The organism is Candidatus Planktophila limnetica (assembly GCF_002288365.1).
GTDB lineage: Bacteria > Actinomycetota > Actinomycetes > Nanopelagicales > Nanopelagicaceae > Planktophila > Planktophila limnetica.
The window spans coordinates 906,208-933,117 of record NZ_CP016782.1 but is presented as its reverse complement, the minus strand read 5'-3'; the positions used below and the strand labels follow the sequence as shown (position 1 = coordinate 933,117).

Annotated in this window: 24 protein-coding genes; 11 read left to right on the top strand and 13 right to left on the bottom strand. The window is 45.9% G+C overall.

Annotation, left to right across the window (positions count from 1 at the left end; translation table 11 throughout):
- Nucleotides 1-12: 12 nt before the first annotated feature.
- The 4 genes from PHILAsVB114_RS04900 to PHILAsVB114_RS04885 are packed head-to-tail and all read right to left on the bottom strand — an operon-like array spanning nt 13 to nt 2,762.
- On the bottom strand, nt 13-915 hold the full coding sequence (locus PHILAsVB114_RS04900) for a methylenetetrahydrofolate reductase (protein WP_095698261.1): 903 nt from the start codon (nt 913-915) through the stop codon (nt 13-15).
- Nucleotides 915-1,310: a methylenetetrahydrofolate reductase C-terminal domain-containing protein gene (locus tag PHILAsVB114_RS04895; protein ID WP_095698260.1), complete on the bottom strand. Its 396-nt coding sequence runs from the start codon at nt 1,308-1,310 to the stop codon at nt 915-917. Before PHILAsVB114_RS04895 ends, PHILAsVB114_RS04900 begins: the two co-directional genes overlap by 1 nt.
- Nucleotides 1,303-1,968: a cobalamin B12-binding domain-containing protein gene (locus PHILAsVB114_RS04890; protein WP_095698259.1), complete on the bottom strand. Its 666-nt coding sequence runs from the start codon at nt 1,966-1,968 to the stop codon at nt 1,303-1,305. The genes PHILAsVB114_RS04895 and PHILAsVB114_RS04890 overlap by 8 nt, the downstream gene beginning before the upstream one ends.
- On the bottom strand, nt 1,965-2,762 hold the full coding sequence (locus PHILAsVB114_RS04885) for an IclR family transcriptional regulator (RefSeq protein ID WP_162287118.1): 798 nt from the start codon (nt 2,760-2,762) through the stop codon (nt 1,965-1,967). The genes PHILAsVB114_RS04890 and PHILAsVB114_RS04885 overlap by 4 nt, the downstream gene beginning before the upstream one ends.
- A 143-nt stretch (nt 2,763-2,905) precedes the next feature.
- On the opposite strand from PHILAsVB114_RS04885, the gene PHILAsVB114_RS04880 reads away from it, so the two are divergent.
- From PHILAsVB114_RS04880 to fdhD, 7 genes are all read left to right on the top strand, one after another.
- Nucleotides 2,906-4,345, top strand: a complete 1,440-nt coding sequence (locus PHILAsVB114_RS04880) for a trimethylamine methyltransferase family protein (protein WP_204246769.1) — start codon at nt 2,906-2,908, stop codon at nt 4,343-4,345.
- Nucleotides 4,346-4,348: 3 nt separating this feature from the next.
- Nucleotides 4,349-5,830: an aldehyde dehydrogenase family protein gene (locus PHILAsVB114_RS04875; RefSeq protein WP_095698256.1), complete on the top strand. Its 1,482-nt coding sequence runs from the start codon at nt 4,349-4,351 to the stop codon at nt 5,828-5,830.
- 8 nt (nt 5,831-5,838) lie between these two features.
- Nucleotides 5,839-6,867 carry a quaternary amine ABC transporter ATP-binding protein gene (locus PHILAsVB114_RS04870; RefSeq protein WP_204246768.1) on the top strand — a complete coding sequence of 343 codons (1,029 nt, stop codon included), beginning with the start codon at nt 5,839-5,841 and terminating at the stop codon, nt 6,865-6,867.
- Nucleotides 6,867-8,795 (top strand): ABC transporter permease, encoded by a 1,929-nt coding sequence (locus tag PHILAsVB114_RS04865; protein ID WP_095698254.1) that lies wholly within the window; start codon nt 6,867-6,869, stop codon nt 8,793-8,795. Before PHILAsVB114_RS04870 ends, PHILAsVB114_RS04865 begins: the two co-directional genes overlap by 1 nt.
- 89 nt (nt 8,796-8,884) lie before the next feature.
- Complete coding sequence (locus PHILAsVB114_RS04860; RefSeq protein ID WP_095698253.1) at nt 8,885-9,847, top strand: glycine betaine ABC transporter substrate-binding protein; 963 nt, start codon at nt 8,885-8,887, stop codon at nt 9,845-9,847.
- Between the two features lie 82 nt (nt 9,848-9,929).
- The gene (betA, locus tag PHILAsVB114_RS04855) at nt 9,930-11,579 is read left to right on the top strand and encodes a choline dehydrogenase (RefSeq protein ID WP_095698252.1); all 1,650 of its coding nucleotides are present in this window, start codon (nt 9,930-9,932) and stop codon (nt 11,577-11,579) included.
- Nucleotides 11,566-12,402: a formate dehydrogenase accessory sulfurtransferase FdhD gene (gene fdhD / locus PHILAsVB114_RS04850; RefSeq protein ID WP_095698251.1), complete on the top strand. Its 837-nt coding sequence runs from the start codon at nt 11,566-11,568 to the stop codon at nt 12,400-12,402. Before betA ends, fdhD begins: the two co-directional genes overlap by 14 nt.
- Here fdhD and PHILAsVB114_RS04845 read toward each other — a convergent pair.
- Nucleotides 12,399-13,331 (bottom strand): acetamidase/formamidase family protein, encoded by a 933-nt coding sequence (locus PHILAsVB114_RS04845; RefSeq protein WP_095698250.1) that lies wholly within the window; start codon nt 13,329-13,331, stop codon nt 12,399-12,401. The genes fdhD and PHILAsVB114_RS04845 overlap by 4 nt on opposite strands.
- Nucleotides 13,332-13,385: 54 nt before the next feature.
- Here PHILAsVB114_RS04845 and PHILAsVB114_RS04840 point away from each other — a divergent pair, with 54 nt between their 5' ends.
- Together PHILAsVB114_RS04840 and PHILAsVB114_RS04835 are read left to right on the top strand one after the other, a co-directional pair.
- Nucleotides 13,386-14,345: an acetamidase/formamidase family protein gene (locus PHILAsVB114_RS04840; RefSeq protein WP_095698249.1), complete on the top strand. Its 960-nt coding sequence runs from the start codon at nt 13,386-13,388 to the stop codon at nt 14,343-14,345.
- A gap of 3 nt (nt 14,346-14,348) precedes the next feature.
- Complete coding sequence (locus PHILAsVB114_RS04835; protein ID WP_095698248.1) at nt 14,349-15,227, top strand: proline iminopeptidase-family hydrolase; 879 nt, start codon at nt 14,349-14,351, stop codon at nt 15,225-15,227.
- Here PHILAsVB114_RS04835 and PHILAsVB114_RS04830 read toward each other — a convergent pair.
- From PHILAsVB114_RS04830 to PHILAsVB114_RS04810, 5 genes are read right to left on the bottom strand one after another with little or no spacing between them, the layout of a single operon-like run.
- Nucleotides 15,216-16,175: an ABC transporter ATP-binding protein gene (locus PHILAsVB114_RS04830; RefSeq protein ID WP_095698247.1), complete on the bottom strand. Its 960-nt coding sequence runs from the start codon at nt 16,173-16,175 to the stop codon at nt 15,216-15,218. The genes PHILAsVB114_RS04835 and PHILAsVB114_RS04830 overlap by 12 nt on opposite strands.
- Nucleotides 16,172-17,152: an ABC transporter ATP-binding protein gene (locus PHILAsVB114_RS04825; RefSeq protein WP_095698246.1), complete on the bottom strand. Its 981-nt coding sequence runs from the start codon at nt 17,150-17,152 to the stop codon at nt 16,172-16,174. Before PHILAsVB114_RS04825 ends, PHILAsVB114_RS04830 begins: the two co-directional genes overlap by 4 nt.
- Nucleotides 17,145-18,113: an ABC transporter permease gene (locus PHILAsVB114_RS04820; RefSeq protein WP_095698245.1), complete on the bottom strand. Its 969-nt coding sequence runs from the start codon at nt 18,111-18,113 to the stop codon at nt 17,145-17,147. The genes PHILAsVB114_RS04825 and PHILAsVB114_RS04820 overlap by 8 nt, the downstream gene beginning before the upstream one ends.
- Nucleotides 18,110-19,126, bottom strand: coding sequence for an ABC transporter permease (locus tag PHILAsVB114_RS04815; RefSeq protein WP_095698244.1), 1,017 nt, complete (start codon nt 19,124-19,126; stop codon nt 18,110-18,112). The genes PHILAsVB114_RS04820 and PHILAsVB114_RS04815 overlap by 4 nt, the downstream gene beginning before the upstream one ends.
- A 4-nt stretch (nt 19,127-19,130) precedes the next feature.
- Complete coding sequence (locus PHILAsVB114_RS04810) at nt 19,131-20,858, bottom strand: ABC transporter substrate-binding protein (protein ID WP_095698243.1); 1,728 nt, start codon at nt 20,856-20,858, stop codon at nt 19,131-19,133.
- Nucleotides 20,859-20,971: 113 nt separating this feature from the next.
- Between PHILAsVB114_RS04810 and speB the strand changes: the two genes are divergently transcribed.
- Together speB and PHILAsVB114_RS04800 are read left to right on the top strand one after the other, a co-directional pair.
- Nucleotides 20,972-21,940, top strand: a complete 969-nt coding sequence (gene speB, locus PHILAsVB114_RS04805) for an agmatinase (protein WP_095698242.1) — start codon at nt 20,972-20,974, stop codon at nt 21,938-21,940.
- 117 nt (nt 21,941-22,057) lie between these two features.
- The gene (locus PHILAsVB114_RS04800; protein ID WP_095698241.1) at nt 22,058-23,488 is read left to right on the top strand and encodes a purine-cytosine permease family protein; all 1,431 of its coding nucleotides are present in this window, start codon (nt 22,058-22,060) and stop codon (nt 23,486-23,488) included.
- A gap of 28 nt (nt 23,489-23,516) precedes the next feature.
- Here PHILAsVB114_RS04800 and PHILAsVB114_RS04795 read toward each other — a convergent pair whose 3' ends face one another.
- Genes PHILAsVB114_RS04795 through PHILAsVB114_RS04785 form a run of 3 tightly spaced genes read right to left on the bottom strand, consistent with a single transcriptional unit; the run spans nt 23,517 to nt 26,874 of the window.
- Entirely contained in the window at nt 23,517-25,127 is a 1,611-nt protein-coding gene (locus PHILAsVB114_RS04795) for an amidohydrolase (protein ID WP_095698240.1), read from the bottom strand.
- 9 nt (nt 25,128-25,136) lie between these two features.
- Entirely contained in the window at nt 25,137-26,042 is a 906-nt protein-coding gene (locus PHILAsVB114_RS04790) for a nitrilase-related carbon-nitrogen hydrolase (RefSeq protein WP_095698239.1), read from the bottom strand.
- A gap of 7 nt (nt 26,043-26,049) precedes the next feature.
- Nucleotides 26,050-26,874, bottom strand: a complete 825-nt coding sequence (locus PHILAsVB114_RS04785) for a nitrilase-related carbon-nitrogen hydrolase (protein WP_095698238.1) — start codon at nt 26,872-26,874, stop codon at nt 26,050-26,052.
- Between the last annotated feature and the right edge of the window lie 36 nt (nt 26,875-26,910).

Genomic DNA, 26,910 nt, shown 5'->3' with positions numbered 1-26,910 from the left:
TGATTGCTCCTGTTATGTGTATTGGTTTGGTGTTCGGCCGAGGTCGCGCATTAACCGCTCAAGAGTGTCGTCGTGGCGGAAATCTGTAATGTGTAATCCACGCACACCGGGCAACGTAAGTGCGTGCTGAGCTTGTTCTAGTGCAAGTTGGTATGCAGCCTCTGCTTGATCAGATGATTGCGCAACGCGATCGATAACATCTTGCGGAACACTGATGCCCGGAACTTTATCGTTCATAAAGCTAAGCGGCTTTGCACTCTTAATCAGAACAACGCTAGGAATAATTGCTAAGTCCGGAACAGTTGCTGCCACACCTGCGCAGAATTTTTCGAGACGATCTGGGTGATATCCGATTTGCAACTGAATCATCTGAGCACCCGCACGGTGTTTTTTCAGTGCGCGCTCGATGCGGTAATCGTGTGGGGGAGCAAAGGGGTTTTCAACGGAACAGATAAAGAAATTAGGCGCAGGGTTGAGTTTGCGACCTGAAAGATAGGTACCAGCATTAAGAATTGAAGCCACATTAATTGCTTGTGGTCCATCGAGATCAAAGACACGACGAGTCTCTGGTTCATCACCGGCGGTAACGTCATCGCCAGTTAATAGTGCAATGTTTTCAATGCCGTGCAGATTTGCACCAGCCATGTCGGCTTGAATTGCAAGACGATTCTTATCGCGGCAGACAATTTGCATGATTGGTTCAAGGCCATGTTGCTTCATCGCAATTGCCACAGAGACATTTGAGGCGTGGGCATGTGCTGCGGTGTTATCGGTTGCGTTAACAGCCACAAACCACGGAGCCAGGCGTTCTACATTTTTCTTAACTTGATCCATACCGCCGCCATCAATGACAGGAAACTCAGCGGTATAAACAACGTCCTTAGTTTGTGTTAATAAATCGCGCAGCTTTGACATTAGTGCGAATGCGTTTCTTCTTGGCGCTTAGCCCAACCCGCGGGCGTTTGTTGATCGCGCTTTGTAATCAAATTAACCCATGAAGATGTGCCTTTGAGTTGCATATCAACTGGCGGGCGCAGATCGTTGTAATGCTCTTTCCACACGGTCGGTAGTGGAAGAGAAACTTTACGATCGTATGCTTTTACCCAGACGCATCTCATCTCTGGCTTAACTTCGCAATGACCATCTTCGCGGACCCCACCGCATGGACCATTACGTAGCGTTTTCGGACATGTCATAGGACACGTCATACCTGTTGAGTGCAGAACGCATTGTCCGCACATGGTGCAATCCCACACGGGCTTTTTCATGCCGTGTTCAACAGTTAACAACAGGTTTAAAAGTTTAGGCATTTACAAGTGCGCGCTTCTTCTGGATTAAATCCTTAGCAACGCGAACCGCTGTTGAGGCATCGGATGCAAATCCATCAGCGCCAACTGCATCGGCATATTCCTGTGTGACAGGTGCGCCACCAACCATGATGATTACCTTGTCGCGTAGACCGGCCTTGGTAATCTCGTGAATGTTGACTTTAAACATAGGCATAGTTGTTGTGAGAAATGCTGACATACCCAAAATATCTGGTTGGTGCTCATTAATTGCTGCAATGAATTTCTCAGGAGCAACCTGCACGCCGATATCAATAACCTTAAATCCGGCTCCTTCGAGCATGATATTTACTAGGTTCTTGCCGATATCGTGAACATCGCCTTTAACTGTTCCCATAAGGAATGTGCCCACTGTTTCAGCGCCAGTTTCTGCCAATAAAGGACGCAAAACATTTAATGCACCTGACATTGCTTTACCTGCAATAAGCATTTCTGGAACGAAGTAATCGCCGCGCTCAAAGCGTGCGCCAACTTCTTCTAGAGATGGAATAAGAGCTTCGAACAAAATGGTGTCTGGTCCCATTCCTTCTGCAAGAGCCTTATTTGTGAGTTCGAGTACTGCTGGAGCATTGCCAATCATCGTTTCATCAAAGAGAGCCTTGATGATCTCGTCATGTGTCATGCTGCGCCGACCTTTCCTATTTTTTGATTAGGCATCTGGGGTTTTTTCTTACTACGTGCTTGTACTGCATCGATTTCAGAGACGATGAGATCTCCAATTCGAATAAGTTCTTTATTGTTCAGGCGAGTAGATGGACCTGAAACAGATATTGCTCCAACAACCCGACCATCTTGTTCGCGGATAGGGGCGGCAACTGCAACTAGTCCAACTTCTAATTCATCACTAATAATTGCAAATCCACGACGACGTACTTCTTCTAACTCTTCTAGCAAACGTGTGCGAGAAGTAATTGTCTTATCTGTTAGGCGCTCTAGTCGACCCGCAGAGATAGTCACGGCAGAGTAAGCGAGCAAAACTTTGCCGAGTGCGGATGCGTGATAAGGAACTTGCTTGCCAATCCAGTTCGTGGCACCTAATAGATATTGCCCATCAACCTGGTCAAGAAGATTAATGAAACCATTACCCGGAACTGCCAAATTTGCTGTCTCACCAGTTTGTTCAGAGAGTGATTCAAGAACTGCGCGCATACGAGTGACTAGAACAGAATCTTGGTTTTGTTCGCGTGCAAAAGATGTAAGAACTTGTCCGGCTAAGAAAGCACCGTTTCGATCGCGTTGTACAAGTCCGGCGCGTTCGAGGGCGCCAAGAATGCGAGATGTTGTTGATTTAGGAATGTCATGTGCACGTGCAAGTGAACCAAGAAGTGGTGGAGTCTGTGATTGCAAGACATCAGAGAGCAGCGCAGTGGCGCGATCAATTGCTTGCGTGCCAGTTGTTAATTCGGATTTGCCCATTGCGCCCTCCCGAAACTGTTTCACCATATGGAACCCTTGTTCCATGTTCCTAGCGTATTCTCGTGGCGTGTACTCGGTCAAGAGCCACGCACAATAGAGTTGAATTACCCATGAAAGATTTACTGATCTGAAAGGTCACCACCGTGTTCCAGAACAAAATGCCGCGTTATGACATATTGAGTCAAGAATCCATGGCAACGCTGCACGCAGGTTGGCGTCGTATCGTCTCTGAAATTGGCATTGAATTCGCATCGCCATGGGCAGTGGACATGTTGCGCGAGGCTGGACAAGAAGTCTCTGGTGAAACCGTTAAGTTCGATCCTGATTGGGTAATGAAGCAAGTTGCAAAAGCTCCGCGCGAATTTGATCTGCGCGCTCGCAATCCAAAGAACAATGTTCATATTGGTGGCGACTCCATGGTTTTCGGTGCTGTCTATGGCCCACCATTTGTGCGTGAAGGCGATGTTCGCCGTGATGGTTCTTTTGCTGATTATGAAAACTTCTGCCGATTGTCACAATCATTTGACGCACTTGATTCTGTCGGCGGCGTTGTAACAGAACCAAATGATTTATCACTTGATTCACGCCACTTAGATATGGCATTTGCAGCTGCAACTCTTACTGACAAATTCTTTATGGGTAACGTTGTAACTCACGAAAATGCGAAAGATGTTATTCGTATGGCCGAAATTATTCATGGTGGTCGCGCAGCAATCGAGGAGACTCCAGCGCTTATTTCATTGGTTAACTGCAACTCTCCACTTCGCTGGGATGATCGTATGTTGGACTCAATGCGCGAATACGCATTGGCCGGTCAGCCTGTTGTAACAACACCATTCTTACTGATGGGTGCAATGAGCCCTGTAACAATTCCTGCAACACTTGCCCAGCAAATGGCAGAAGCACTTGTTGCTATTGCTTTGGTTCAACTTGTTCGCCCAGGTGCACCTGTTGTATTTGGTTCATTTCTTTCAAATATTGATATGCAATCTGGTTCACCACAATTTGGAACACCAGAGTCCGGAATCGGACTTCTCTGCACTGGCCAAATCGCACGTTCGCTTAACCTGCCATTTCGTGGCGGTGGCGGCCTGAACTCATCACAAACAGTTGACGCGCAATCTGCGTATCAAACAATGATGACGATGATGCCAACATTTTTATCTGGCACTAACTGGGTAATGCACACAGCCGGATGGCTTGAAGGCGGATTAGTTTCTTCATACGACAAGTTCGTAGTTGATATCGAAATCTTGCAATCATTGATGGCTGAATTCACTCCACTTGAATTCAATGAGGCATCCCTTGCATTTGATGCTCACGTTGAAGTTGGCCATGGCGGCCACTTCCTAGGAGCGGCTCACACAATGGATCGCTTCCGCGATTGCTTCTATCGTCCATTCTTAACAAATAGCGATAACTACGAGCGTTGGATGCGCCTTGGTGCAAAAGATACTCGCGCACGCGCTGAAGAGATTTGGAAGAAGAAGCTAGAAGAGTATGAAAAGCCAGAGATGGATGCTCAAGTTCTAGCCGAACTCACTGAATTTGTTGCAAAGCGCAAATCAGAACTAGACGCTTAGTACATGCCTGAAAGTACGCTCTATATAAATGGTGCATGGGTTGCATCATCTGATGGAGCAGTACGTGAGATCAGGAGTCCGCACGATAACTCTGTAGTTGCCACAGTTTCAGAAGCAACCGCGGCTGATACACGAGATGCAATCAAAGCTGCGCGCGATTCTTTTGATTCAGGCGTCTATGCATCGTGGTCGATGAAAGATCGATGTGCACTCGTTGAAAAAGTTGCAGACTTAATCAAGCGCGATGCAGAAATCCTTGCATCCCTTGAAACACGCGATACAGGCAAGCGCATGGTTGAAACACGTTATGACATGGCAGATATTGAAGCCACATTTCGCCACTTTGCTGCCCTTGGTTTAAAGCTAAAAGATCGCAAAGTAGATGTGGGCGCCGATAACATCTCAAGTGTCATCACCCACGAAGCAGTCGGAGTATGCGCACTGATTGGCCCTTGGAACTATCCGCTACTGCAAATTTCATGGAAAGTCGCACCCGCACTTGTTGCAGGATGCTCATTCATTGTTAAACCAAGTGAGTTATCACCATCTACTGCGATTCATTTAATGAAGTTATTAGAAGAAGCAGGATTACCACAAGGTGTTGCAAACTTAATTTGTGGAGCAGGCGCTACAGCGGGTGCACCGCTGACGGAAGATCCACGTGTTGATCTTGTCTCATTCACCGGTGGCTTAGTTACAGGCCGTCGCATCATGGCAACTGCGGCGCAAACAGTTAAGAAAGTTGCGCTCGAACTTGGCGGTAAGAACCCACATATTATTTTTGAAAATAGCAATATTGATGCAGCAATTGATAATGCAGTCACAGGAGCCTTTTTGCACTCAGGCCAGGTCTGTTCTGCCGGTACCCGCGTGCTGGTTGAAAAATCTATTCATGACAGAGTTGTTGCAGAAATCGTGCGCCGTGCAAAAGCTATTTATGTTGGCGGACCAGAAGATCCACGTACAGAAACTGGGCCACTAATTAGCAAAGAGCACCTGGGCAAAGTTGAGGCATATATGCACGATGCTGAAAAAGATGGTGCAACTATTTTGGTCGGTGGCTCTCGCATCGATCGTGAAGATCTCAATAAAGGCTGGTATTTCCCACCAACAGTAATTGATAACTGCTTATCGAAGATGAAGTGCGTTCAGGATGAATCATTTGGTCCGATTATGACAATTGAAACTTTTGAAAGCGTTGATGAAGCAATCGCACTTGGCAATGACACAATTTATGGATTATCAGGTGCACTGTGGTGTGATGATAAAAAAATCGCTGATCGTGTGGCCGCAGCGCTTCGTCACGGAACTATCTGGGTCAATGATTTCGGCCCATATCGTCCGCAGGCAGAGTGGGGCGGATTTAAAGCATCAGGCGTCGGCCGCGAATTAGGTGAGGCCGGTTTGGATGAATACCTTGAAATTAAACACATTTGGACCAACAATAAGCCTGCGCGTTCTGGATGGTTCGCCGATCCTTCTTAGGAGAGTACATGAGCTCAGCAGCACCAATGATTTCTGTACAAAACGTATGGAAAGTTTTCGGAAATAATCCTGAAAAAGTTATTGGTTCACCTGATGCCTCACTCTCTCGCACAGATTTGCGTGCAAAAACCGGCAACACAATTGCAGTGCGCGATGTTTCATTTGATGTAGCACCCGGCGAAGTATTCGTTGTGATGGGCCTTTCAGGTTCAGGTAAGTCAACCCTTGTTCGATGCATGACACGCCTGATCGAGCCAACACAGGGACAAATGAAATTTGAAGGCGAAGACATTTTAAAAGTCGATGATAAGCGCCTTCGCGAATTACGTAAGACTCGTTTCTCCATGGTTTTCCAGCATTTTGGTTTGCTTCCACATCGAAAAGTCATCGACAACATTGCTTACTCACTTGAAATCAATGGTGCTAAAAAAGATGCACGCCATGCGCGCGCGAACGAAGTAATTGAACTAGTTGGCTTGCAAGGTTATGCCAATGCTTACCCAGAACAGCTATCTGGCGGTATGCAACAGCGCGTTGGTTTAGCTCGCGCCCTTGCCGTGGATCCACAAGTGTTGTTTTTGGACGAACCATTTAGCGCTCTAGATCCACTTATTCGTCGTGATATGCAACAAGAAATTATTCGATTGCACCACGAACTCGGCAAAACAATGGTCTTTATTACTCACGATTTATCTGAGGCTGTAAAGGTAGGAGATCGCATTGCAATCATGCGAGATGGTGCAATCGTTCAAATCGGAACCCCAGAGGATCTAGTCGCAAACCCAGCCGATGAATACGTTGCTAACTTCGTGCGCGATATCGCTAAGTCTCATGTTCTGACTTTGAAGCACTTAGCTAGAAAAGCTGGGCCAGGTGATGCAACCGATGGACCTGAACTTGCAGCCAACACGATCATTCGCGATGCCGCGCAAGTAATTTTGCAATCCCACAAACCAGTACGGGTCAATGACAATGGCACTGCCCTTGGGATTGTCTCTAGTGAGGATGTATTGCGGTTAATTTCTGGTGGCGCTTAATGAAGATTCGTAAGTCCTATCTACTTCTTGCCTCAGTAACAGTGTGGATTTTGCTGGGCCGATTACTCAATGGCACACACACATTGCAGATTGCCACCTATGAGAACACTGCATTCACCAAATTTGTTGGCGAAAAAGCCTTGGATCTTCGGGGAAATAGAACAGAGAGCCCTGCTTTCATTTATTTTTTCAATCCGATTCGTGGGGCAATTGATGGCTTTGTCCAGATGATCAGAAATCTCATTGCAGTTCCTGCACCAAACTCAGTTATTCCAATCATTGGCTGGTTAGGTGTAGTTGCCATTGTTGCCTTTGCAGTTTATGCAACGAGCCAATGGCGAACCGCGCTCTTATCAGTTTCACTTCTAGTTGCCTGCGGCGCACTGGGAATGTGGCAATTCACTATGGACTCCATTGCAATGACTTTGGCTGCAGTACTTCTTTCATTAGCAATAGGAATCCCGCTTGGAATCTGGGCAGGTTTATCAGATCGGGTCTTAAAAATATTTACGCCCTTTCTCGATTTAGCTCAGATTTTGCCGACCCTAGTTTATATGGCACCAATCGCACTGGTCTTTATGATTGGTGCGGCTTCAGCAACGATTGCAACGATGATCTATTCCATTCCAATCGCAATTCGTATTACAAGCCATGCGATTAGAAATTTGAACCAATCTCCCGTTGAAGCTGCTGAGTCAATGGGATCGACGCAGATGCAGAAATTATCCAAAGTTCAAGTTCCCATGGCAAAGCAGATGATTGTGCTTGGTATTAATCAAACAGTGATGGCTGCGGTTTCATTCGTAGTGATCGCCGCTCTCATTGGTGCACCTGGACTTGGTAAACCAGTTATTGAGGCCTTGATTATCCGAAACGTTGGGCAGGGCTTTGTGGCCGGCTTTGCCGTAGTTTTCTTAGCGATTTTGCTTGATCGCAGCACTAGCGCTGCAGCTAAGCGCCAAGATTCATTTGTTCCAGCGACTGAAAAGCAGATTAAGACAAAGCGCATCACATTAATAGTTGCGGCAATTCTTGCAGTTGTATCTGTCTTTATGTCTCGCACAATGTTGTGGGCAGCGGTTTGGCCAAAAGAATTCACCATTGCACCGCAAGTGGCAAAGGTTACTAATAGTGCAACGGCTTGGATTTTAGAAAACCTCACAATCTTTACCGTTGGCTTTAAAGATTTAATCTCCTATTCCATTCTCAATCCATTAGAAACACAACTTGCTGCATCCCCTTGGTATGTAACAGTGGGAATGATTGTGGCACTCGCCATCATTATTGGCGGAACAAGAACTGCAATCTTGGCTTTCTTTCTAGCAATGGCGATTGTTGTATCCGGTCTTTGGTATGAAGCAATGTTGACGCTTACTCAGACAATTGTTGGGTGCATGCTCACAATGATTATCGGTCTGGCACTTGGTATTTGGACAGGTCGCAGCGATCGAGCAGAGAAGGTATTGCGTCCATTCCTTGATGCCGGACAAACCCTTCCCGCATTTGTGTATTTAGTGCCGATGTTAGGTTTATTTGGTCCTACTCGCTTTACTGCCATTGCAACTGGCATCGTCTATTCCATTCCAGTTGTTGTAAAGATTGTGAGCGAAGGTATCCGCGCAGTTCCACATGCACTCATTGAAGCGGCAACCGCTGCAGGCTCTACAGCGCGCCAGATTATTACCAAGGTGCAATTGCCTGCTGCAAGGAAAACTATTTTGCTTGCAACCAATCAAGGTCTGATCTATGTCTTGGCTGTAGTTGTCATTGGTGGCTTCGTTGGTGCGGGTGGTCTGGGTTACTTGGTAATCGCTGGTAACTCCAAGCCAGAGCTTCAGGGCAAGGGCCTGATTGCAGGTGTTGCCATCTTGCTTCTAGGCGTTATTTTCGACCGGATTATGCAAGCCGGCGCCCGTCGCTCCTCATAACATCTGCGAAATAGCCCCCAAAAGTACTAGTGCTAGCACCATCGCAGCCCTAGGCTTTACGCAATACATAAAACTCTTTAGGAGGGTTAATGAAATCACTACTCGGTCGCCGTTCGGCACTTGCTACCGCAGCAATTGCAACAGCGCTAGTCCTTTCAGGTTGTAGCAGCAGCGTTAATGATTCTGCAAGCGAAGGATCAGGAGAATGCGGTTCTTACGCAATCGCAATGCACGCATGGGGCGGTTACACAGCTTCAGCACAGGTTCTTGCAGAAGTTGCAAAGCAAGAATTGGGTTGCACAATTACTCAGACAACTCTAGAAGAAGGTCCAGTCACTTATGACGCAATGGAAGCCGGAACTATCGATGTCCTTATCGAAGATTGGGGCGGCGGACGCTGGCAGGAGTGGGCTGATCGCGGAGCTGTAGTTGAAGCTGGCGAAAACGGAAACATTGGAATTATCGGTATGTATGTCGCTCCATGGATGGTTGAAAAGTATCCAGACATCACTGATTCAAAGAACTTGAACAAGTATGCAGCCATGTTTAAGACTGCAGATTCAGGTGGCAAGGGTGCATGGTTTGAAGGCCCAACTGGTTACACAACCGTCGGTGAAAAGATGGTTTCTGCTAACAAGTTAAACTTCAAAGTTATCTTCTCTGGTTCAGAAGCTGCTCTAGTTGACGGTTTCCTTAAGGCTGAAGCTAACAAGACACCATTTATTGGTTATGCATGGCAGCCTTGGACACTTCACTCAAAGCTTCCAACACTTGAGGCAGCTCGCGTTAAGTTCCCTGCTAATGACTGGAGCGATCCAGCAGCGGCAAGTGGTTTAACTGACTACCCATCAACACCACTTCAGAAGTTGATCTCTAAGAAGCTCAACGATGCTAATGATTCATTTACTTCACTTGTAAAGAACTTCTCGTGGACTAATGCTGATCAAAATGGTGTAGCAGCCGATCTTGAAGGCGGAATGACAGCAGAAGAAGCAGCGAAGAAGTGGATTGCTGCTAATCCTGACACTGTTGCTTCATGGCTTGGTAAGTAAGTAAAAACATCCTAAGAAGCAAGGCCCTTACTCGGTGGAACTCACTGGGTAAGGGCCTTGTTTTATTAGTAGACTTTTAGCCATGAGTGCGCAGTATGACTACATCATCGTTGGTGGTGGTTCAGCAGGTTGTGCGCTGGCAAATCGCCTCAGTGAAAATCCTGCACATAAAGTTTTAGTTCTAGAAGCTGGGCGCCGTGATTACAAGTGGGATGTATTTATCCATATGCCGGCAGCGCTGGCCTTTCCCATTGGCAGCAAGTTCTATGACTGGATGTATGAATCCGAGCCAGAACCATTTATGAATGGTCGCAAGATTTATCACGCACGTGGAAAAGTTTTAGGTGGTTCATCTTCTATTAACGGTCAGATCTGGCAACGTGGAAACGCGCTCGATTACGAGCGCTGGTCTAAAGATCAAGGTATGCACAATTGGGATTACGCGCACTGCTTGCCATATTTTAAAAAGTTAGAGAATTGTTTAGCAGATCCAAAGAATCCATTTCGTGGAGATAGTGGCCCACTTAAATTAGAACGCGGACCAGTTAAAGGTCCCCTCTTTGCTGCCTTCTTTAAGGCTACAGAGCAGGCGGGATATCCACGCACAGATGATGTCAACGGATATCGCCAAGAGGGATTTGCAGCATTTGATCGCAATGTCTATCGCGGTCGTCGTTTAAGCGCGGCTCGTGCATATTTGTATCCAGTCCTTAAACGCAAGAACCTCACGCTTAAAACTAGAGCGCATGTGACTAAGGTTTTATTTGAGGGCGCAACTGCTACTGGTGTTGAAGTAATGATCAAGGGCAAGAAACACACCTTTACATCTAAGGAAGTTATTTTATGTGGTGGAGCAATTAATACCCCACAAGTTTTGCAATTATCGGGTATCGGCAACCAAGAAGATCTCTCAAAGCTTGGGATTAAAGTTATTAAGCATTTGCCTGGTGTGGGTGCTAATTTACAAGATCACCTTGAGGTGTATGTTCAGTACAAGTGCAAGCAGCCTGTAACACAACAACCCATCACACAAATGTGGCGCCGTCCATTTATTGGCGCAGCATGGTTATTTTTTAGAAAAGGCCCAGGTGCTACTAATCAATTTGAAGCAGGTGGCTTTACACGAAGCAATGAAGATGTTGCTTATCCAAACTTGATGTTTCACTTCCTACCTCTTGCAATTCGCTATGACGGCAGCGGCCCAACAAGTGGTCACGGATACCAAGTACACGTGGGTCCAATGTATTCAGATGCACGTGGATGGCTAAAGATTAAGAGCACCAATCCATTTGATAAGCCTGCAATTCAATTTAATTATCTTTCAACAGATCAAGATCGTCGCGAATGGGTTGAAGCCGTGCGCGTTGCTCGCAATATCTTGACTCAACCTGCGATGGATGATTTCAACGAAGGAGAAACATCTCCTGGTGCATCTGTTTCAACAGATGAAGAAGTGCTGGAATGGGTACGCAAAGACGCAGAAACAGCTCTGCATCCATCCTGCACAGCAAAGATGGGCACGGATGAAATGTCTGTTGTTGATCCAGAGACTATGAAGGTTCATGGAGTAAATGGTCTACGTATTGCTGATGCATCTGTTTTCCCATATGTCACAAACGGAAATATTTACGCACCCGTGATGATGGTTGCAGAAAAGGCTGCAGATTTAATTCTTGGCAATACTCCATTGCCAGCTGAAAATATTGAGTTTTACCGCCATGTCAAAAGATGAAGAGATAGATAGCCCTCCTTCATCGATTGCAAAAGTAAAGGTTCAAAAATCAGATTCGAAAGACATCTCTTCCGACTCTGTCGTAGTCGAAGAACCACTTGAAATTCGTTTAAAGCAAGGCGATAGCGAAGAACAACTCGGCATCACAATGCGCACACCTGGTGCTGACCTCGAACTTGCTGCAGGTTTTCTATGGGGTGAAGGATTTTTAAGTAATCCAAGTGAGCTAATACAAGTGAAGGTGTGCGCTGATCGATCCCTCACACCACGACAACGTGCCAATGTTGTTATCGCAGAAATCACTCAAGATGCTCCAAAACCTCCGCGTTCTATAGAGCGCAGATTCACTATGACATCTGCGTGTGGTGTCTGTGGCTCTACAAATATTTCAGACCTGCATGCTCGTGGAATTAAAAAGGTCGCGCCAACAAAGCATTCATTATCTGAATTAGCTGGCATGACAGCGCTTTTAGATGGCCGCCAAGCAATCTTTTCGAAGACAGGTGGATTACACGCCGCAGCACTTGTGAATCCAGAAGGCAAGGCCGTTTATGTTCGAGAAGATGTTGGTCGCCATAATGCAGTGGATAAAATCATTGGAGCAGCCCTGATGGCAGGGGATTTACCGCTATCTAATTGGACGGTTGTTGTTTCAGGCCGCGTTGGTTATGAAATCATTCAAAAATCAGTTGCCGCAGGTGTTTCAGCACTCGTTGGTGTGAGTGCGCCAACTTCTTTAGCAATAGATCTTGCCCACGAATTTGGATTAACGCTGATGGCCTTTGCCAGAGATGGCAAAGCTAAACAGTTCTTGCCTAGTTAGATTTTAAAAGGTTTAGGACACGCACTGATCTTTGGTACGCGCACCTTTGCAATAACAGTTCCTTCGCAAGGATGAACGTTTTGTGCGATACCAAGATCGCACGCCACAGATAAGAAGATAAATGCATCTTCATATGTAAATCCCCAATGATTAACCAGCAATCCAGCAGCCTCTTCGCAGGCAAGCGTCATCGCTTCTTGAATATCATCTACGGCCACACCGTGAGTGATCCATGAATCTGCTGTTTCAGTAACAGGAAAGTCAGTAGTTATGGATTTGATGACGTTTACTTCAATTAATACATCTCCACCAATTTCAACACCTGTACCGCAGATTTCGCCATCGCCCATTGATGCGTGCATATCTCCGATACCAAGTAGAGCACCTGAGTGCTTAACGGGAAGATAAATAGTGGAACCAATTTTGTTCATGTTGTTATCTAAGTTGCCACCATGTTTGCCAGCAGGCATCGTTAAAATCGAACCAGATGCTGGTGCAACACCGATGACACCAAGCATCGGACTAATCGGAAATGAAACTTTCTCATTCATCTTAATTACGCCGTTAGCAACATCAAAGAAAGTTCCATAAGGACCCTTAGCCTTTTGATGTAATTGACCTTCACCGGCTGCAAATCGCGCCGCACCCCGTGCTTCGGTTTTAATATCAATAATTGTTACAGCTAACGTGTCGCCAGGTTCGGCGCCTTCAACATAGATTGGTCCAGTTGCGGGATTGACTTGTGCATCATCGATTACTTTTGTTAAATCCGCATCGACTAATACTTGTCCCTTATAGCAATCCCAGGTTTGTACATGTATCTGCTCACCGGCTGCCACACGAAGTGCTGGGCTAAATTCGCTGCCAAAACTCTGGGTGTGATGGTCGCGAGTTAGATAGTGCTTTGCGGTGGGATACATAGTTGTCATGGCGGTAAATCTATCTTCAATTTCACTTCACACGCCACATACAACTGGGGCACAATGAGCACACTAATTGGACTCTTTGGAGGATGCGTGAAATACGAAGCAGATCATCACATCGGTAAAGACCAACACGTCTGGGCATATTCAACGGATATGAAACCTGTATTGCGTGTTAAATCAGGCGCAACAATTCACCTAGAAACATGGGATTGTTTTACAGGCCAAGTTCAATCCGAAGCTGACACCGTAGAAAAATTAGATTTAGCACGAGTTAATAGCGCAACAGGTCCAATTTATGTTGAAGGCGCCGAACCAGGAGATTCTCTCTCAGTAACACTTCACCGCATTGATCCAGGTGCACAGGGCGCCGGAATGGTTATCCCTGAGTGGGGACAACTTATTCATAAAGTTAAAGCACCAGCGACTCGAATCTTTAAAGTAAAAGATGGAACTGTTCATATGAATGATCGCGTTTCATTTCCTGCAGTGCCAATGCTCGGTGTGATCGGTGTTGCACCTGCCGAAGGTGAAATTGCAACATTTGCAGCAGGACGCCACGGCGGAAACATGGATGATCACTTCAATCGCGTTGGATCCACTGTGCACATGCCTGTTTTCCAATCAGGTGCGCTACTAGCAATTGGTGACATGCACGCATCTATGGGAGATGGCGAAATTTCAGGAACCGGTGTTGAAATCGGTGGAGATGTTTTAATTGAAGTTAACGTTCTAAAAGGCAAGGCTGCTCGTTGGCCAGTTACTGAAACAGCAGACTCTTGGTTCACCCACGGAACAACAGATAGCGATCTCAATGAAGCAATTAAATTAGCGTGCGAAGAAGCAGCGCAATTACTAGTTGAACAATGGGGATTTACCTATGAAGATGCATTCATCTTCTTATCTGTAGCCGGCGATGTCGGAATTGCACAATCATGTCATCCATCTCCAGGTACAAAAATTGCACGTATGCGCGTTCCTAAGATCGCTGCATGTCCACGACCATTTAAGGGAATGTAAATTATGAGTGAAATGAAATGGCAGCATGGAAGCACGTGGTATCGAGTAGTTGGCGATCTAAAGAGTTCAAAGACTCCTGTCATGATTTTGCATGGTGGACCAGGTGCGGGCCATAACTACTGTGAACCAATCGCTGAAGTACTAGCGCAAACAGGGCGCGCAGGCGTTTTGTATGACCAAATTGGTTGCGGTAACTCAACGCATTTACCGGATAAGCCAAAAGAGTTCTGGACTCCAGAGTTGTTTATGGAAGAGCTCGTGCTCTTGACCGAGCACTTAGGTATTTCAAATAAGTACGACATTGTTGGTCAATCCTGGGGCGGAATGCTTGGAATGCAATTTGCAATTACAAAGCCAAAGGGATTAAACGCGATGGTAATTGCAGACTCACCTGCGAGCATGGAAGTCTGGGTATCTGAAGCAAACAAGTTGCGCAAAGAGTTACCGCCTGAAGTTGAAGCAACTCTTCTTAAGCACGAAGCTGCAGAGACAACCGAAGACCCAGAATATGTTGCAGCTGTTGATGTCTTTTATTCACGCCACCTGTGCCGAATTCCGCAGCCACCATATGTGCTTGCAAGCTTTGAGCAATTGGCCGCAGACCCAACTGTGTATCACACGATGAATGGACCTAGTGAGTTCCACGTAATTGGATCACTTAAGCACTGGGATATTCGCCCACAACTAAAAGAGATAAGCACGCCAACTCTTTTGGTTTCTGGCCAATATGACGAAGCAACTCCTGCAATGGTTAAAGAGATTCAAGGCTTAATTCCCGGATCTAAGTGGGAACTATTTGCTGAGTCATCTCACATGCCACATGTGGAAGAACCAGCTAAATTTAAAAGAGTTGTATCTGAGTTTTTAGATTCACACGACTAAATTACAAGCAACATCGACTGCGCCAATACGGCGTAGCTCTGGTTCGCGTGTGCTGCACTCTGCGACCGCAATAGGACAGCGTGTGTGAAATGAGCATCCACTTGGTCGATTAAGTGGTGATGGAATATCTCCGGTCAGAATCTGGCGGGTGTTCTGTGCGCTTTGATCAATGCGTGGGTTAGCCGATAACAAAGCCTTCGTATATGGATGTTGCGGGTTGTTATAGATCTCTTCAACAGTGCCCAGTTCAACTATTTTTCCTAGATACATAACGGCAATGCGATCTGAGATATGTCGCACGACACCGAGATCGTGCGCTACGAAGACGTAGGTCAACTTCATCTCATCTTGCAGCTCTTTAAAGAGGTTAAGAACCTGTGCCTGAATAGAAACATCGAGTGCGCTGACGGGCTCATCTGCAATGATCAACTCTGGCTTGAGTGTTAAAGCGCGAGCAATCACAACGCGTTGGCGTTGCCCACCAGAGAATTCGTGCGGGTATTTTTCATAGGAATTCTTATCTAAACCAACTTTTTCAAGTAGCTCATGTGCGCGGGCACGACGCTCATCTTTGCTAACCCCATGAATGCGCATTGGCTCTTCGATGATTGCACCAATTTGGCGACGTGGATTAAGGGATGCATAAGGATCTTGGAAGATAAATTGAATCTCTTTACGTAGCGGACGCATTGCAGCCAGTGATTTCTTTGCAATGTCATTTCCTTTATAGATGATTTCACCTGACGTAGGGGAGTCCAGGCGAGAGATGATTCGTCCAAGAGTTGATTTACCGCATCCGGATTCGCCAACAATGCCAAGAGTTTCACCTTGCGCAAGATTAAATGAGACGCCATCGAGTGCTGAAACCTTATTTTTGCGGCCAAAACTGCCACCACTTGATTCATAAATCTTGCTGATGTTCTTCACACTTAAAATTTCATTGCTCATGAGCGCGCTCCTTCTGTGAGAAGAAAGCATGCTGCGCCATATCCATTGCTATCGGCGGTAAAGACAGGTTGCTCGGTGCAAGCCGCATGGGCAGATGAACAACGCGTTCTAAATGCACAACCACTAGGCAGATTAAGAAGGGATGCTGGCTGACCCGAAATAGTTTCAAGTCGTGATGTGCGAGCACGATCAACGCGTGGCACAGAGTTCATCAATCCCTTTGTGTAGGGGTGTTGTGGGTTAGCAAAGAGAGCACTCTTAGTTGATCGCTCAACCATGCGGCCTGCATACATGACTAATACTTCAGAGGAGAGTTCGGATACAACTCCCATATCGTGAGTAATGATGATGATGGATGAGTTATGGGTCTTACGTAATCTTTCCAAGAGATCCAAAATCTGCGCCTGGATTGTTACATCTAGCGCAGTCGTTGGTTCATCTGCAATGAGCAGCTTTGGATTAAGCGATAGTGCCATCGCAATAATTGCACGCTGTCTCATGCCGCCCGAGAATTCATGAGGATATTGATCCACGCGCTTGGCAGGATCTGGAATCCCCACTTCTTCTAATAATTCAATGGCGCGTAGTTTGGCTGCTTGGTTTGAAATATTGCCGTGTAATTGAAGTTGTTCGCGAATATGCCAACCGATTGTGTAGACAGGTGTCAACGCAGTCATAGGGTCTTGAAAAACCATCGCAATATCTTTACCTCGGATTGCGCGTAATTCATCATCGCTTTTCTTGAGTAAATCTTCTCCGTTAAATAAAACTTCACCAGTTATTTCTGCATTGTCATCTTTGATTAAACCCATGACCGCGCTCATGGAAACGCTCTTGCCCGATCCTGATTCGCCCACGATGCCTAGAACCTCACCATGGTTGATCGAAAATGAAAGATTGTTTACAGCGCGAACGGTGCCTTTGCGAGTCTTAAAGGAGACGCAGAGGTTTTTAACTTCTAGTAATTTCTCAGCCACGACGCACCCGCGGATCTATCCACGCGTAAACCAAGTCAACTACGGCGTTTGCGATAACAATAAAGAAAGCTGCATACATAACTGTGGCCATAATCAGAGGTAGATCAAAGTTTTGTAGCGCTGTAAAGGTCAGTCGACCCACGCCTTGAATACCAAAGACAACTTCTGTCAGAAGAGCTGATCCGCCAACGAGGGCGCCAAAATCTAATCCGAAGAGTGAAACAACAGTAATAAGACTCATGCGACTTGCATGCTTAATCAAAATACGTTTTTCACCAGCGCCCTTAGCGCGCTCTGTCTTTATGTAATCTTCTTGCATCAATCCAACAATTTCGCTGCGGATTACACGAATATAAATACCAGCATATAAAAGTGAGAGCGTCAGCCAAGGAAAGAGCAGCGCTAAGAACCAACCACCGGGGCTTTCGGTAAATGGAACATAACCAAGTGGTGGAACCCACCTAAACAAAGTGGCGTGCAAACGCCCTTGCGTTATTAAGTTGACCACCTCGCCGAGCCAATAAACGGGCAGGGAAACGCCAATGATTCCAATAATGCCAATGGCAGGATCGACCCAAGATTTTCGCATTCCGGCGGCCGTTATTCCAAGTACTAATCCGAGGAATAACCAAATAATGGCTGCACCAAAAACAAGTGAAAGAGTCGCTGGAATCGCTTGAGTAAGTTGTGGCAACACTTCTGCGCCGCGGTTTACATAGGAAGTTAAGTCGCGATCAATAAATAAGTGCTTCATCATCGACACATAACGAATATGAATTGGTTTATCTAAATCAAATGTTGCGCGCACTTGCTGCAAGGTAAGTTGATCAGCATTTCGTCCTGCAATACGGGCTGCTGGATCTACACCAGGAGTTGCAAAGAAGATGAGAAAGACCAAGATACTGATGGAGACCAGAACGAATACGGCAGCAGCAAGGCGCTTAATGATAAATCGCGTCAAAATGCACCACGCAGACGAGCTTTTGGATCGAGTGCATCGCGTACGGCGTCACCTAGTAAGTTAAGTGAGACAGCAGTAATAACGATGAAAAGACCCGGAGTCAGAGCAACTATTGGTCGCGTGTATAGAAGTCCAAGACCATCTTTAATAATCGTGCCCCATGAAGCATCTGGTGGCTGAACACCAATAGATAAGAAGGAGAGTGCTGATTCAGTAAGCATGGCAAGAGAAACCATCAAAGGGATAAAGACTAAAACGCTGGGAATTACGTTAGGCAAGATTTCACGAAAGATAATTGTTGAATTCTTCGCACCGCCACCGATTGCAGCCTTTACAAACTCACGTTCACGTAGAGCTAATACTTGCCCGCGAATTGGGCGTGCTACGTATGGCACATAGACAAGACCGATAATAAATATTGGTAAATAGAGTGAGCCTGCTTCTAGCGAAAGCGGGCCCCATTTAAATCCGCTTGTAAGAAGCACAACTGAGAGTGAAATTGAGAGTAAATAAACTGGAAATGCCCAAATCACATCTAAAATTCGAGAGATAACAGAGTCAATAATTTTTCCTGAATAGCCAGCGATAACACCAACGATTGTTGCAACAATCAAAGTCAGAGCCGCGGCTGAAAATCCGATTAATAGAGTATTTGTGCCGCCATATAACAAGCGTGCTGCGACGTCGCGACCTTGATTATCGGCGCCTAAAAAGTAAGGACCAATTTTCCATGTAGGACCAATCGGATTAACACCAAGTCTGAGTCCTTCAGTTGATTGTTGTAAAACCTGAACTTCAACACCATCTAAGACAACGGTTCCGTTAATGGTTGAAACAAATGGATCAGTCTTTGAAACGAGGGAGGCGTACAGCGGAGCAGCCAGGGTAAGTGCGACAACGATGACCAACATCGTTGACGCAACCCATGATCTACGATCACGAACCAGCGTTCGGAGGGCAATTTTGCCCGGACTCTCCGAAGAGAGATCGAACGCTGGTTCGTGCGTAGTCATCTACTTACTTGACCTGCAGTTGGCTAACCAACATGTAGAACTGCTTAGAGAAGTTGTAGTTCTTTACACGAGCAGACAAGAAGTCAATCTGCTTTGGAGTAAAGGCCACAGCAACTGGAGCTTCATTCATGATCGCTTGATCAATTTCGCCCCACTCTTTATCAGCAGCTGCTTGATCTGTTACGCCTAGATCCATTGCATCGATCATGCGCTTGTTAAGTGCTTTGTTGCAATAACCAGCCATGTTGATAGATGAATCTGAACCAGGTGTAAATGATTCACAACCGAGCAAGATGTACGAGAAGTCCATCGCTGCTGGGAAATCTTGATACCACTGGGATACCGAGATTTGAACCTTGTTCTTTGTGTTCTGAATGTATGTGAATTGAATGTTGCTTGAAATTGGCTTCAAGGTTGCCTTGTAACCAATCTGGTTAAGAACGCTTTGTACGTACTCACCCATCTGCTTATTCACTTCATCATCAGAGACAACAACGCCAACCTTTTGGCCAGCTGTGCCTGACTCCTTAACGAGTTGCTTTGCCTTTTCAAGATCTGGCGCAGACCAACTTGCTGCTGGAGATTCAACTGAAGCACCTGCTGTGTACTGGCAGAAGTCCTTGTGCCCTGGGAATCCAGGTGGCAAGAATGTACATGCAGGGGATGCAAGTTGTTCTCCACCGAAGATCTTTACCATTGCATTGCGGTCAAGTGCGTAGTTAACAGCCTGACGTGCTTTGACGTTATCAAATGGTGCCAAGTTGTTATTCATTGGCAAGTACCACATCGCTGTCAATGTGTGAACATTGATTTGATTTGGAAGCTCTGTACCGATTTCAGACAAACGGTCAGCAGGAATTGGATCGAGCATCCAGTCAGCTTGGCCATTCTTGATCGCATTTACCTGAGCTTCAGCTGTTAGGCCGAATTGGTAAACGATTTCATCAGGATAACCAGCTGGCTGTGATTCGCGGTTCCACTCTGTGAAGTTTGGATTACGGACCATCTTAAGTTCCTTGTTTGGATCATAGGATGCAAACATGTAAGGACCTGTTGTAGGAATTGGAGTTGTACCCGCATCCTTTGATGGAGCATCAGCAGGAAGGATCACTGCGTGTGGCAACGAAAGCTTGTAATTAATTGTTGCATCTGGTGCAGTCAAATTAATCACAATCTTATTTGTTGCTTCATCAACGACTACACCTTGATCGAGTTTACAAGTTGCTGGCTTAGCCAAACATGCATCTGCGCCCACGATACCGTTATAGAAACCACCGGCTGTTGGTGAAGAAACTTTGAAGATTCGTTCAAATGATGCTTTAACATCATTAACTGTTACATCGCGACCATCTGAGAACTTAATTCCCTTACGCAATGTAAATGTAAGTGTCTTTCCACCATCACTAAGTTCTGGTAGAGCTTCTGCTAAGTCAGGAACAGTTTCAAATGACTTAGGACCATCTACTTTTCTAAATGCAAGTAGACCATCGTAAGTTGCCTGGTATAGCTGCCAGAATTGAAGTGTGTAGTTAATGTGTGGATCAAGAGTTCCAGCTGCACCTTTTGCAACGAGAGTTAATGTTCCACCAGCTTTTGATGCGTCATAAGGTGCAAGTACACCTTCTTGACCTTGAGCATTTGAATCTGAACCACTGTCAGAACTCGAGCTACCGCATGCACTGAGAACAAAGCTCAGGGCGATGAGAGATACGAGCGTTCTAGAGCGTCTCATTCATCCTCCTTGTTGGTCCCCGTGTGTGTGTGGGGCTTGGAGGCAAATACTTACAGTAAATAGGTATAAGCGCTAGATGTAATTGCGCATAATTGACCTAGTACTCTTAAACAATGAGCGAAAACAAAACTCCTCGCGTTAATACGGGCAAAATTGTTGGCCAAGTGGACGCAACGCAGATGCCACGCTATGGCGGCATTGCCACATTTGCTCACTTGCCACAGCTCAGTGAAGTAAGCGATGTTGATGTAGCAATTGTTGGCGTTCCATTTGATACTGGAGTTTCATATCGCCCAGGCGCCCGCTTTGGTCCAAACCACGTCCGTGAATCTTCTAGATTGCTTAGACCATACAACCCAGCAGCAAATGTTTCTCCATTTGCAACACAACAAGTTGTAGACGCTGGAGATATTGCAGCTAATCCATTTGATATTGAAGAAGCAATTTCTAGTATTCATAAAAGCTATGACCAATTATCAGAACGTGCAAAGAAGATTGTGACAATCGGGGGAGATCACACAATTACTCTTCCAATTCTTCGCTCCCTTAAGGCTAAGCACGGTGCCATTAGCGTTGTGCACTTCGATGCTCACCTTGATACATGGGATTCATACTTTGGCGCCGATTACACACACGGCACAACATTTAGACGTGCAAGTGAAGAGGGTTTACTAGATCCAGAAGGCTGCATGCACATTGGTATCCGCGGCCCGCTCTATGCGGCTAAAGATCTCACCGATGACAAAGCACTCGGTTTTCAAATCTTTTCTAGCGTTGAATTCCAAGATCTCGGTGTTAACGCTGCAATAGAGAAGTTGAAGGCTCGCGTTGGAAAGCGTCCTGTATATATAAGTATTGATATTGATGTATTAGATCCTGCACATGCACCTGGAACTGGAACACCAGAGGCGGGTGGACTAACAAGTCGCGAATTATTATCTGTACTTCGCGCAACAGCTGGCATGAAGGTCATTGGCGCAGACATCGTTGAAGTCGCTCCAGCATATGATCATGCCCAGATTACGGGCATCGCAGCATCGCATGTGATGTATGAGTTAATCAGTGCATTTGCAGCAAAATAATCTGCATTCACGCTCAAATTAATTAGAAAAACTCACCAGTATTCAAGACATTGCCCTTGTTGAGTTCTACCATTTTCCTTATGTCCGGATGCATCCGGGTACCTTTAAGGAGAATCAATGAGCTCGTCAGATAAAACATTGGCACCTTCCCAAGTAGAAACACGAAGCGTTGACTTCGTTCCCCACTCAGAACGCTTTGGTAAATCCCGCGACCTTGGAAATGTTTGGTTCGTAGGAAACGTAAACCTCGTGGCTATGGCAACAGGTGTTGTTGCACTCTCACTAGGTGGAAACCTCATCTGGACAGTTATCGCAGTTGTGCTCGGATCACTCTTTGGCACATTTTTTATGGCTTTTCACTCAGCGCAGGGACCACAACTTGGACTCCCACAGCTGGTGCAATCACGCGCACAGTTTGGATATATCGGCGCAGCCCTGACGGTGTGGATCTTCGCACTCGTTAACTACATTACATACAACACATCTGATGCAATCTTGTCAGGTGCTGCAATGAATGAAATCTTCAAGATTCCTTCAGAAGTTGGATTCTTTATTGCTGCGGCCATTGCAACTGTTATTGCAATCTATGGTTATAGCCAGATTCACTTCATTAACAGAATTCTTTTCTGGCCATCAATTATCACACTGGGCGTCATGACTGTTGGCGTCGTACTTCGTGGTTCATTTCCAGAAGGTGCCTTTGATCTTGGCAACTTCCAGTTAGCACCATTTATGACAGCATTCGTAATCGTCGCGGGATTCCAACTTGGTTGGGCTCCTTATGTTTCAGATTACTCACGCTACTTGCCTGCAACAGAAGGTGTTCGCTCAACATTTAAGGCAACTTATATTGCAAGTGCACTCTCTGGCATCTGGGTATTTGGTCTTGGTGCATTTGCATCAAGTCCTGATGGAGAACTCTCACCAGTGGCTGCATATAAAGCAGTAGGAGATTCAATTTTTGCAGGCTTTGGAACATTACTTCTCGTTGTTCTTCTTGCTGGTCTTCTAGTTGTTATGTCAGTAAATGCATACGGCGGGTCTTTAACACTTATCTCAATGGCGGATTCAATCAAGAGAGTGAATCCAACAAAGAAGGCACGATTAATCGCACTCTTGATTATGGGTCTAACAGTGTGGGGCATCGCTCAATTCGTTGGAGAAGATCGCTTTAATAGTTTCTACGGAAACGCACTCGTCTTCTTGGCATACCTCTTCACGCCATGGACAGCGGTTAACTTGGTGGATTACTTCTTCGTTCGCAAGGGCGTTTATGTAATCGGTGAAATCTTTAAGAAGGACGGAATCTACGGACGTTGGGGATGGCGCGGTAACACTGCATACCTCGTTGGCTTTGCATCAATGATTCCATTCTTTGTTACAACACCATATACAGGACCAATTGCTAAGAGCTTAGGAAGTGTGGATTACTCACTCTTCGTTGGTCTGCCAGTAAGTGCAATTGTTTACTTAATCCTTGCTCGAGGTCTTGACCTTAAGAAGGAAGCAGCAATGGCTGCAGCAGAAGGAAACTTAACAAAGCACTAAGTAGTTAAAAACGGCAGAAGCCATTTACTCACTCAGAGTAAATGGCTTCTCCGTTTCTATATGTATGTAATACCGACATATCGCTGACAGCGTGTGGATCAATTTCAAATGGATTCTTTGGCAAAACAACGAAGTCTGCATTAAATCCTGGAGCTAACGTGCCCCATGTTTTTTCGCCAAATGCTTGATAGGCAACAGCGCTTGTATAGGCAGTAAAGGCCTCTGGCATTGTGATTTTCTCAGTTGGAATCCAACCACCAGCAGGTGATTTATCCGGAGTTTGTCTGTGAACTGAAACTGGCAAACCTTCTAAGACAACTTCTGATGTCACAGGCCAGTCACTACCAAATGCAACGAGCACACCATCATCGATAAGAGAGCGCAATTGATATTGACGCGCTGTGCGCTCTGGTCCGATACGGGGTGCAGAAGAAATTGCTTGCATTGGATCTTGTCGACACCACAAGGGTCCAAAGTTTGCAATGACACCTAAGTCACGGAAGCGATGAAAGTCAGCGGGATCTAATAACTGCACGTGCACAATTGTTGGACGACGATCCCAGGCAGGATTTGCTTTCTGCGCACCTTCAATGGCATCTAGTGCTGCGCGAATACCAGCATCACCAATTGCGTGAATATGTGTTTGGAAACCTGCTTTATCAAAGGCTGCAACTGCGCGGAAGAGTTCTGGCCACGCCCACACAGGCATTCCGTGGCTGCACGGATCATCTGAATATGGCTCGAGCATTGCAGCCGTGCCACCTTCAATAACGCCATCTGCAAAATATTTAATTGTTACGGCAGTGAGGTTCTTATTCTTAGAAGATGATTCAATCTTTTTGCGCATCTCCAGGATGTAGGCCATATCTTTTTCCCACGTGCGTGGGTCTGCGCGAAATGCCAAATTAACACCTTGTGTGAGAACGCCACGTTCTTCTGCCTCTAAATACGCTTCTGCCATTCCTGGATCAATCCACGCGTCTTGCCACCAAGTGATTCCAGATTTTGCATAGCGTGCACATGAATATTTAATCGCTTCAATCTCTCGATCAAGTGATGGCTTTGGTGCGTGATCCATAATTAAATTGACCGCATCCCATTCGCGCATAGTGCCCATTGGAGAACCATCTTCGCGGCGAACAATTGTTCCGATTTCTAAATCAGGAGTATTTGCATCGACTCCTGCCGCTTTAAGGGCTGCGGTGTTTACCCAGATGGTGTGGTAATCAATTGCGTTTAATACAACAGGACGATCAGCGCAGACACCATCTAATAACTTTGCATCAAAGTTTCCGTTAGGCAATAGCGCTGGGTCATATGTGCCACCAATAATCCACGGCAAATCTGGATTAGCTGCAGCAAATCGTTTTACTTCAGCAAGGATTTCATCGACGCTTGCAATATCTGTTACCTGTGGTCCAAAGTGTTGGCGACCACCAAAGATTGGGTGGCAGTGACCATCGCCAAATGATGGCGAAACGAAAGCACCACCTAAGTCCACTTTCTTATCGTGTGCAGCGCTTTGCGCTTGATCGCCCACTGCAACAATTTTTTGTCCATCTACCAACATCGCGCCAAAGGTTTGCCCCTTTGCCTGACCAGGCCAGAAGGTTGCGTTAGTAAAGAGTGTGCGTGTCATGATTTTCCTTTACTTGTTGATGTTCTTATATACAGATGGACGTCGTGTTTTAAAGAATGGGAAAAGTGTAAGCCAGTCACGTTTTTGGTCAAGGTCAAGGTCGGCCACAAGAACTGCTGAACCGCTCGCACCTGCACGGGCCAGGATGCGACCGTATGGATCGCTAATAAAAGATGAACCGTAGAAAGTGATTCCATCTTCTATGCCCGTGCGATTAACAGCTGCAACAAATAGACCATTAGCAATTGCGTGGGCCACCATCATCTGACGCCAGAGTGGTTCGGTATCAAAGTCAGGATGATCAGGCTCTGAGCCAATTGCAGTTGGGTAACAGAGTAAATCTGTATTGATTAATCCATATTCACGTGCAAGTTCTGGAAACCATTGATCCCAACAGGTTGGTGTTCCAACGGAAGCATCCTTAATTTTCACAACTGCTGGAGTTGAGTCACCTTCTGCGAAGTACTTATCTTCGTAGTATCCAGCAGTGACTGGAATATGAGTTTTGCGAGTCTTTAAGACAATACCGCCATCTGGAGCCACCGTGACAGCAGAGTTGAATTGCTTATCGCCAGCATCTTCATAGAGTGAAATCAGAACATGTGCACCAGATGAACGGGCAAGTTCGGCTGCGAATGAAACGCTCATGCCATCTAGCTTTTCTGGAACAAAATCTGCTTGTGCATCTGGTCGAGTGCAGGCATATGGATACAAAGAGAGCTCGGTCAGAACTATTAAGTCAGGTGCAAACTCACTTGCCGCTTGCACAGCAGCGGTAATCTCAGTTTTTTGTTTTTCAACGCTGCCATGCCACGGCTCTTGGATGAGAGCGATTCGAAGTGGTGTGCGCACCGCGGGTAATACTCGAGCCGGAGAATCCGAACCTTTGTTGATGTGAGTAATTACTTCGCGCATAAATTCCTTAGTACTTCAGGATTCCGCTATATAAATCAGGTTGGCGATCTTTGCGGACATCGTTTTTTGGCGTAATTGATGTATCAGTTGGTAATTCAACATCTGCAACTAATACCTGCACATCATCTTCTGATTCGCGATTGGCAATTATTTTGATATTGCCTTCAAAATCTGTAATGACTGATGATGAAATCCATGAGTGACCACGTTCAGGGCCAGATCGATCTGCTGCTACTGCAACCATTTTGTTAACGGAGGCTGCAGCCTGCACGCGCACTGCTTCCATTGGTGTTCCATGGATGAGCTGGCCTAAGTTCGGCCAATTAGTTGGTACTGCCAGAAGCGCTGCGCGATCGAGCATGGCAAGGCGGACCCACTCTGGAAATTCAACGTCATAGCAAACCATTGTTGCGATTCGACCATGTGCAGTATTTACAACTAGCGGTGGCTTTTCTCCAGATTTAAAGAATTGATGCTCTTCTCCGAAGAGATGTGCTTTTGCATACCAACCAAGTAATCCGCTCTTATCGATAATCACAGATGCGTTATACAAGCGTGATTCAACGGAGAGAGCTAAGCCCGCGACAATTACAACATCATTTTTGTGAGCGATTTCTTTCCACTGCGAGATTATTTCGCCATCTAAAGTCGTGCTTCGATCTTGAACTTCTGATACTGAAGTAAATACATATCCTGAGTTTGTTAATTCGGGTAAGACAATAATCTGGGCACCATGTGAAATTGCTTCGGCTATCCCTTGATTTGCATGTGAAATATTGCCTGCAGGGTTTTCAATACTCAATGAGATCTGGCAAGCAGCCACTCGTGTCATAAGGCAAAACTATTAGCAGGAATCACTTTCTACAAA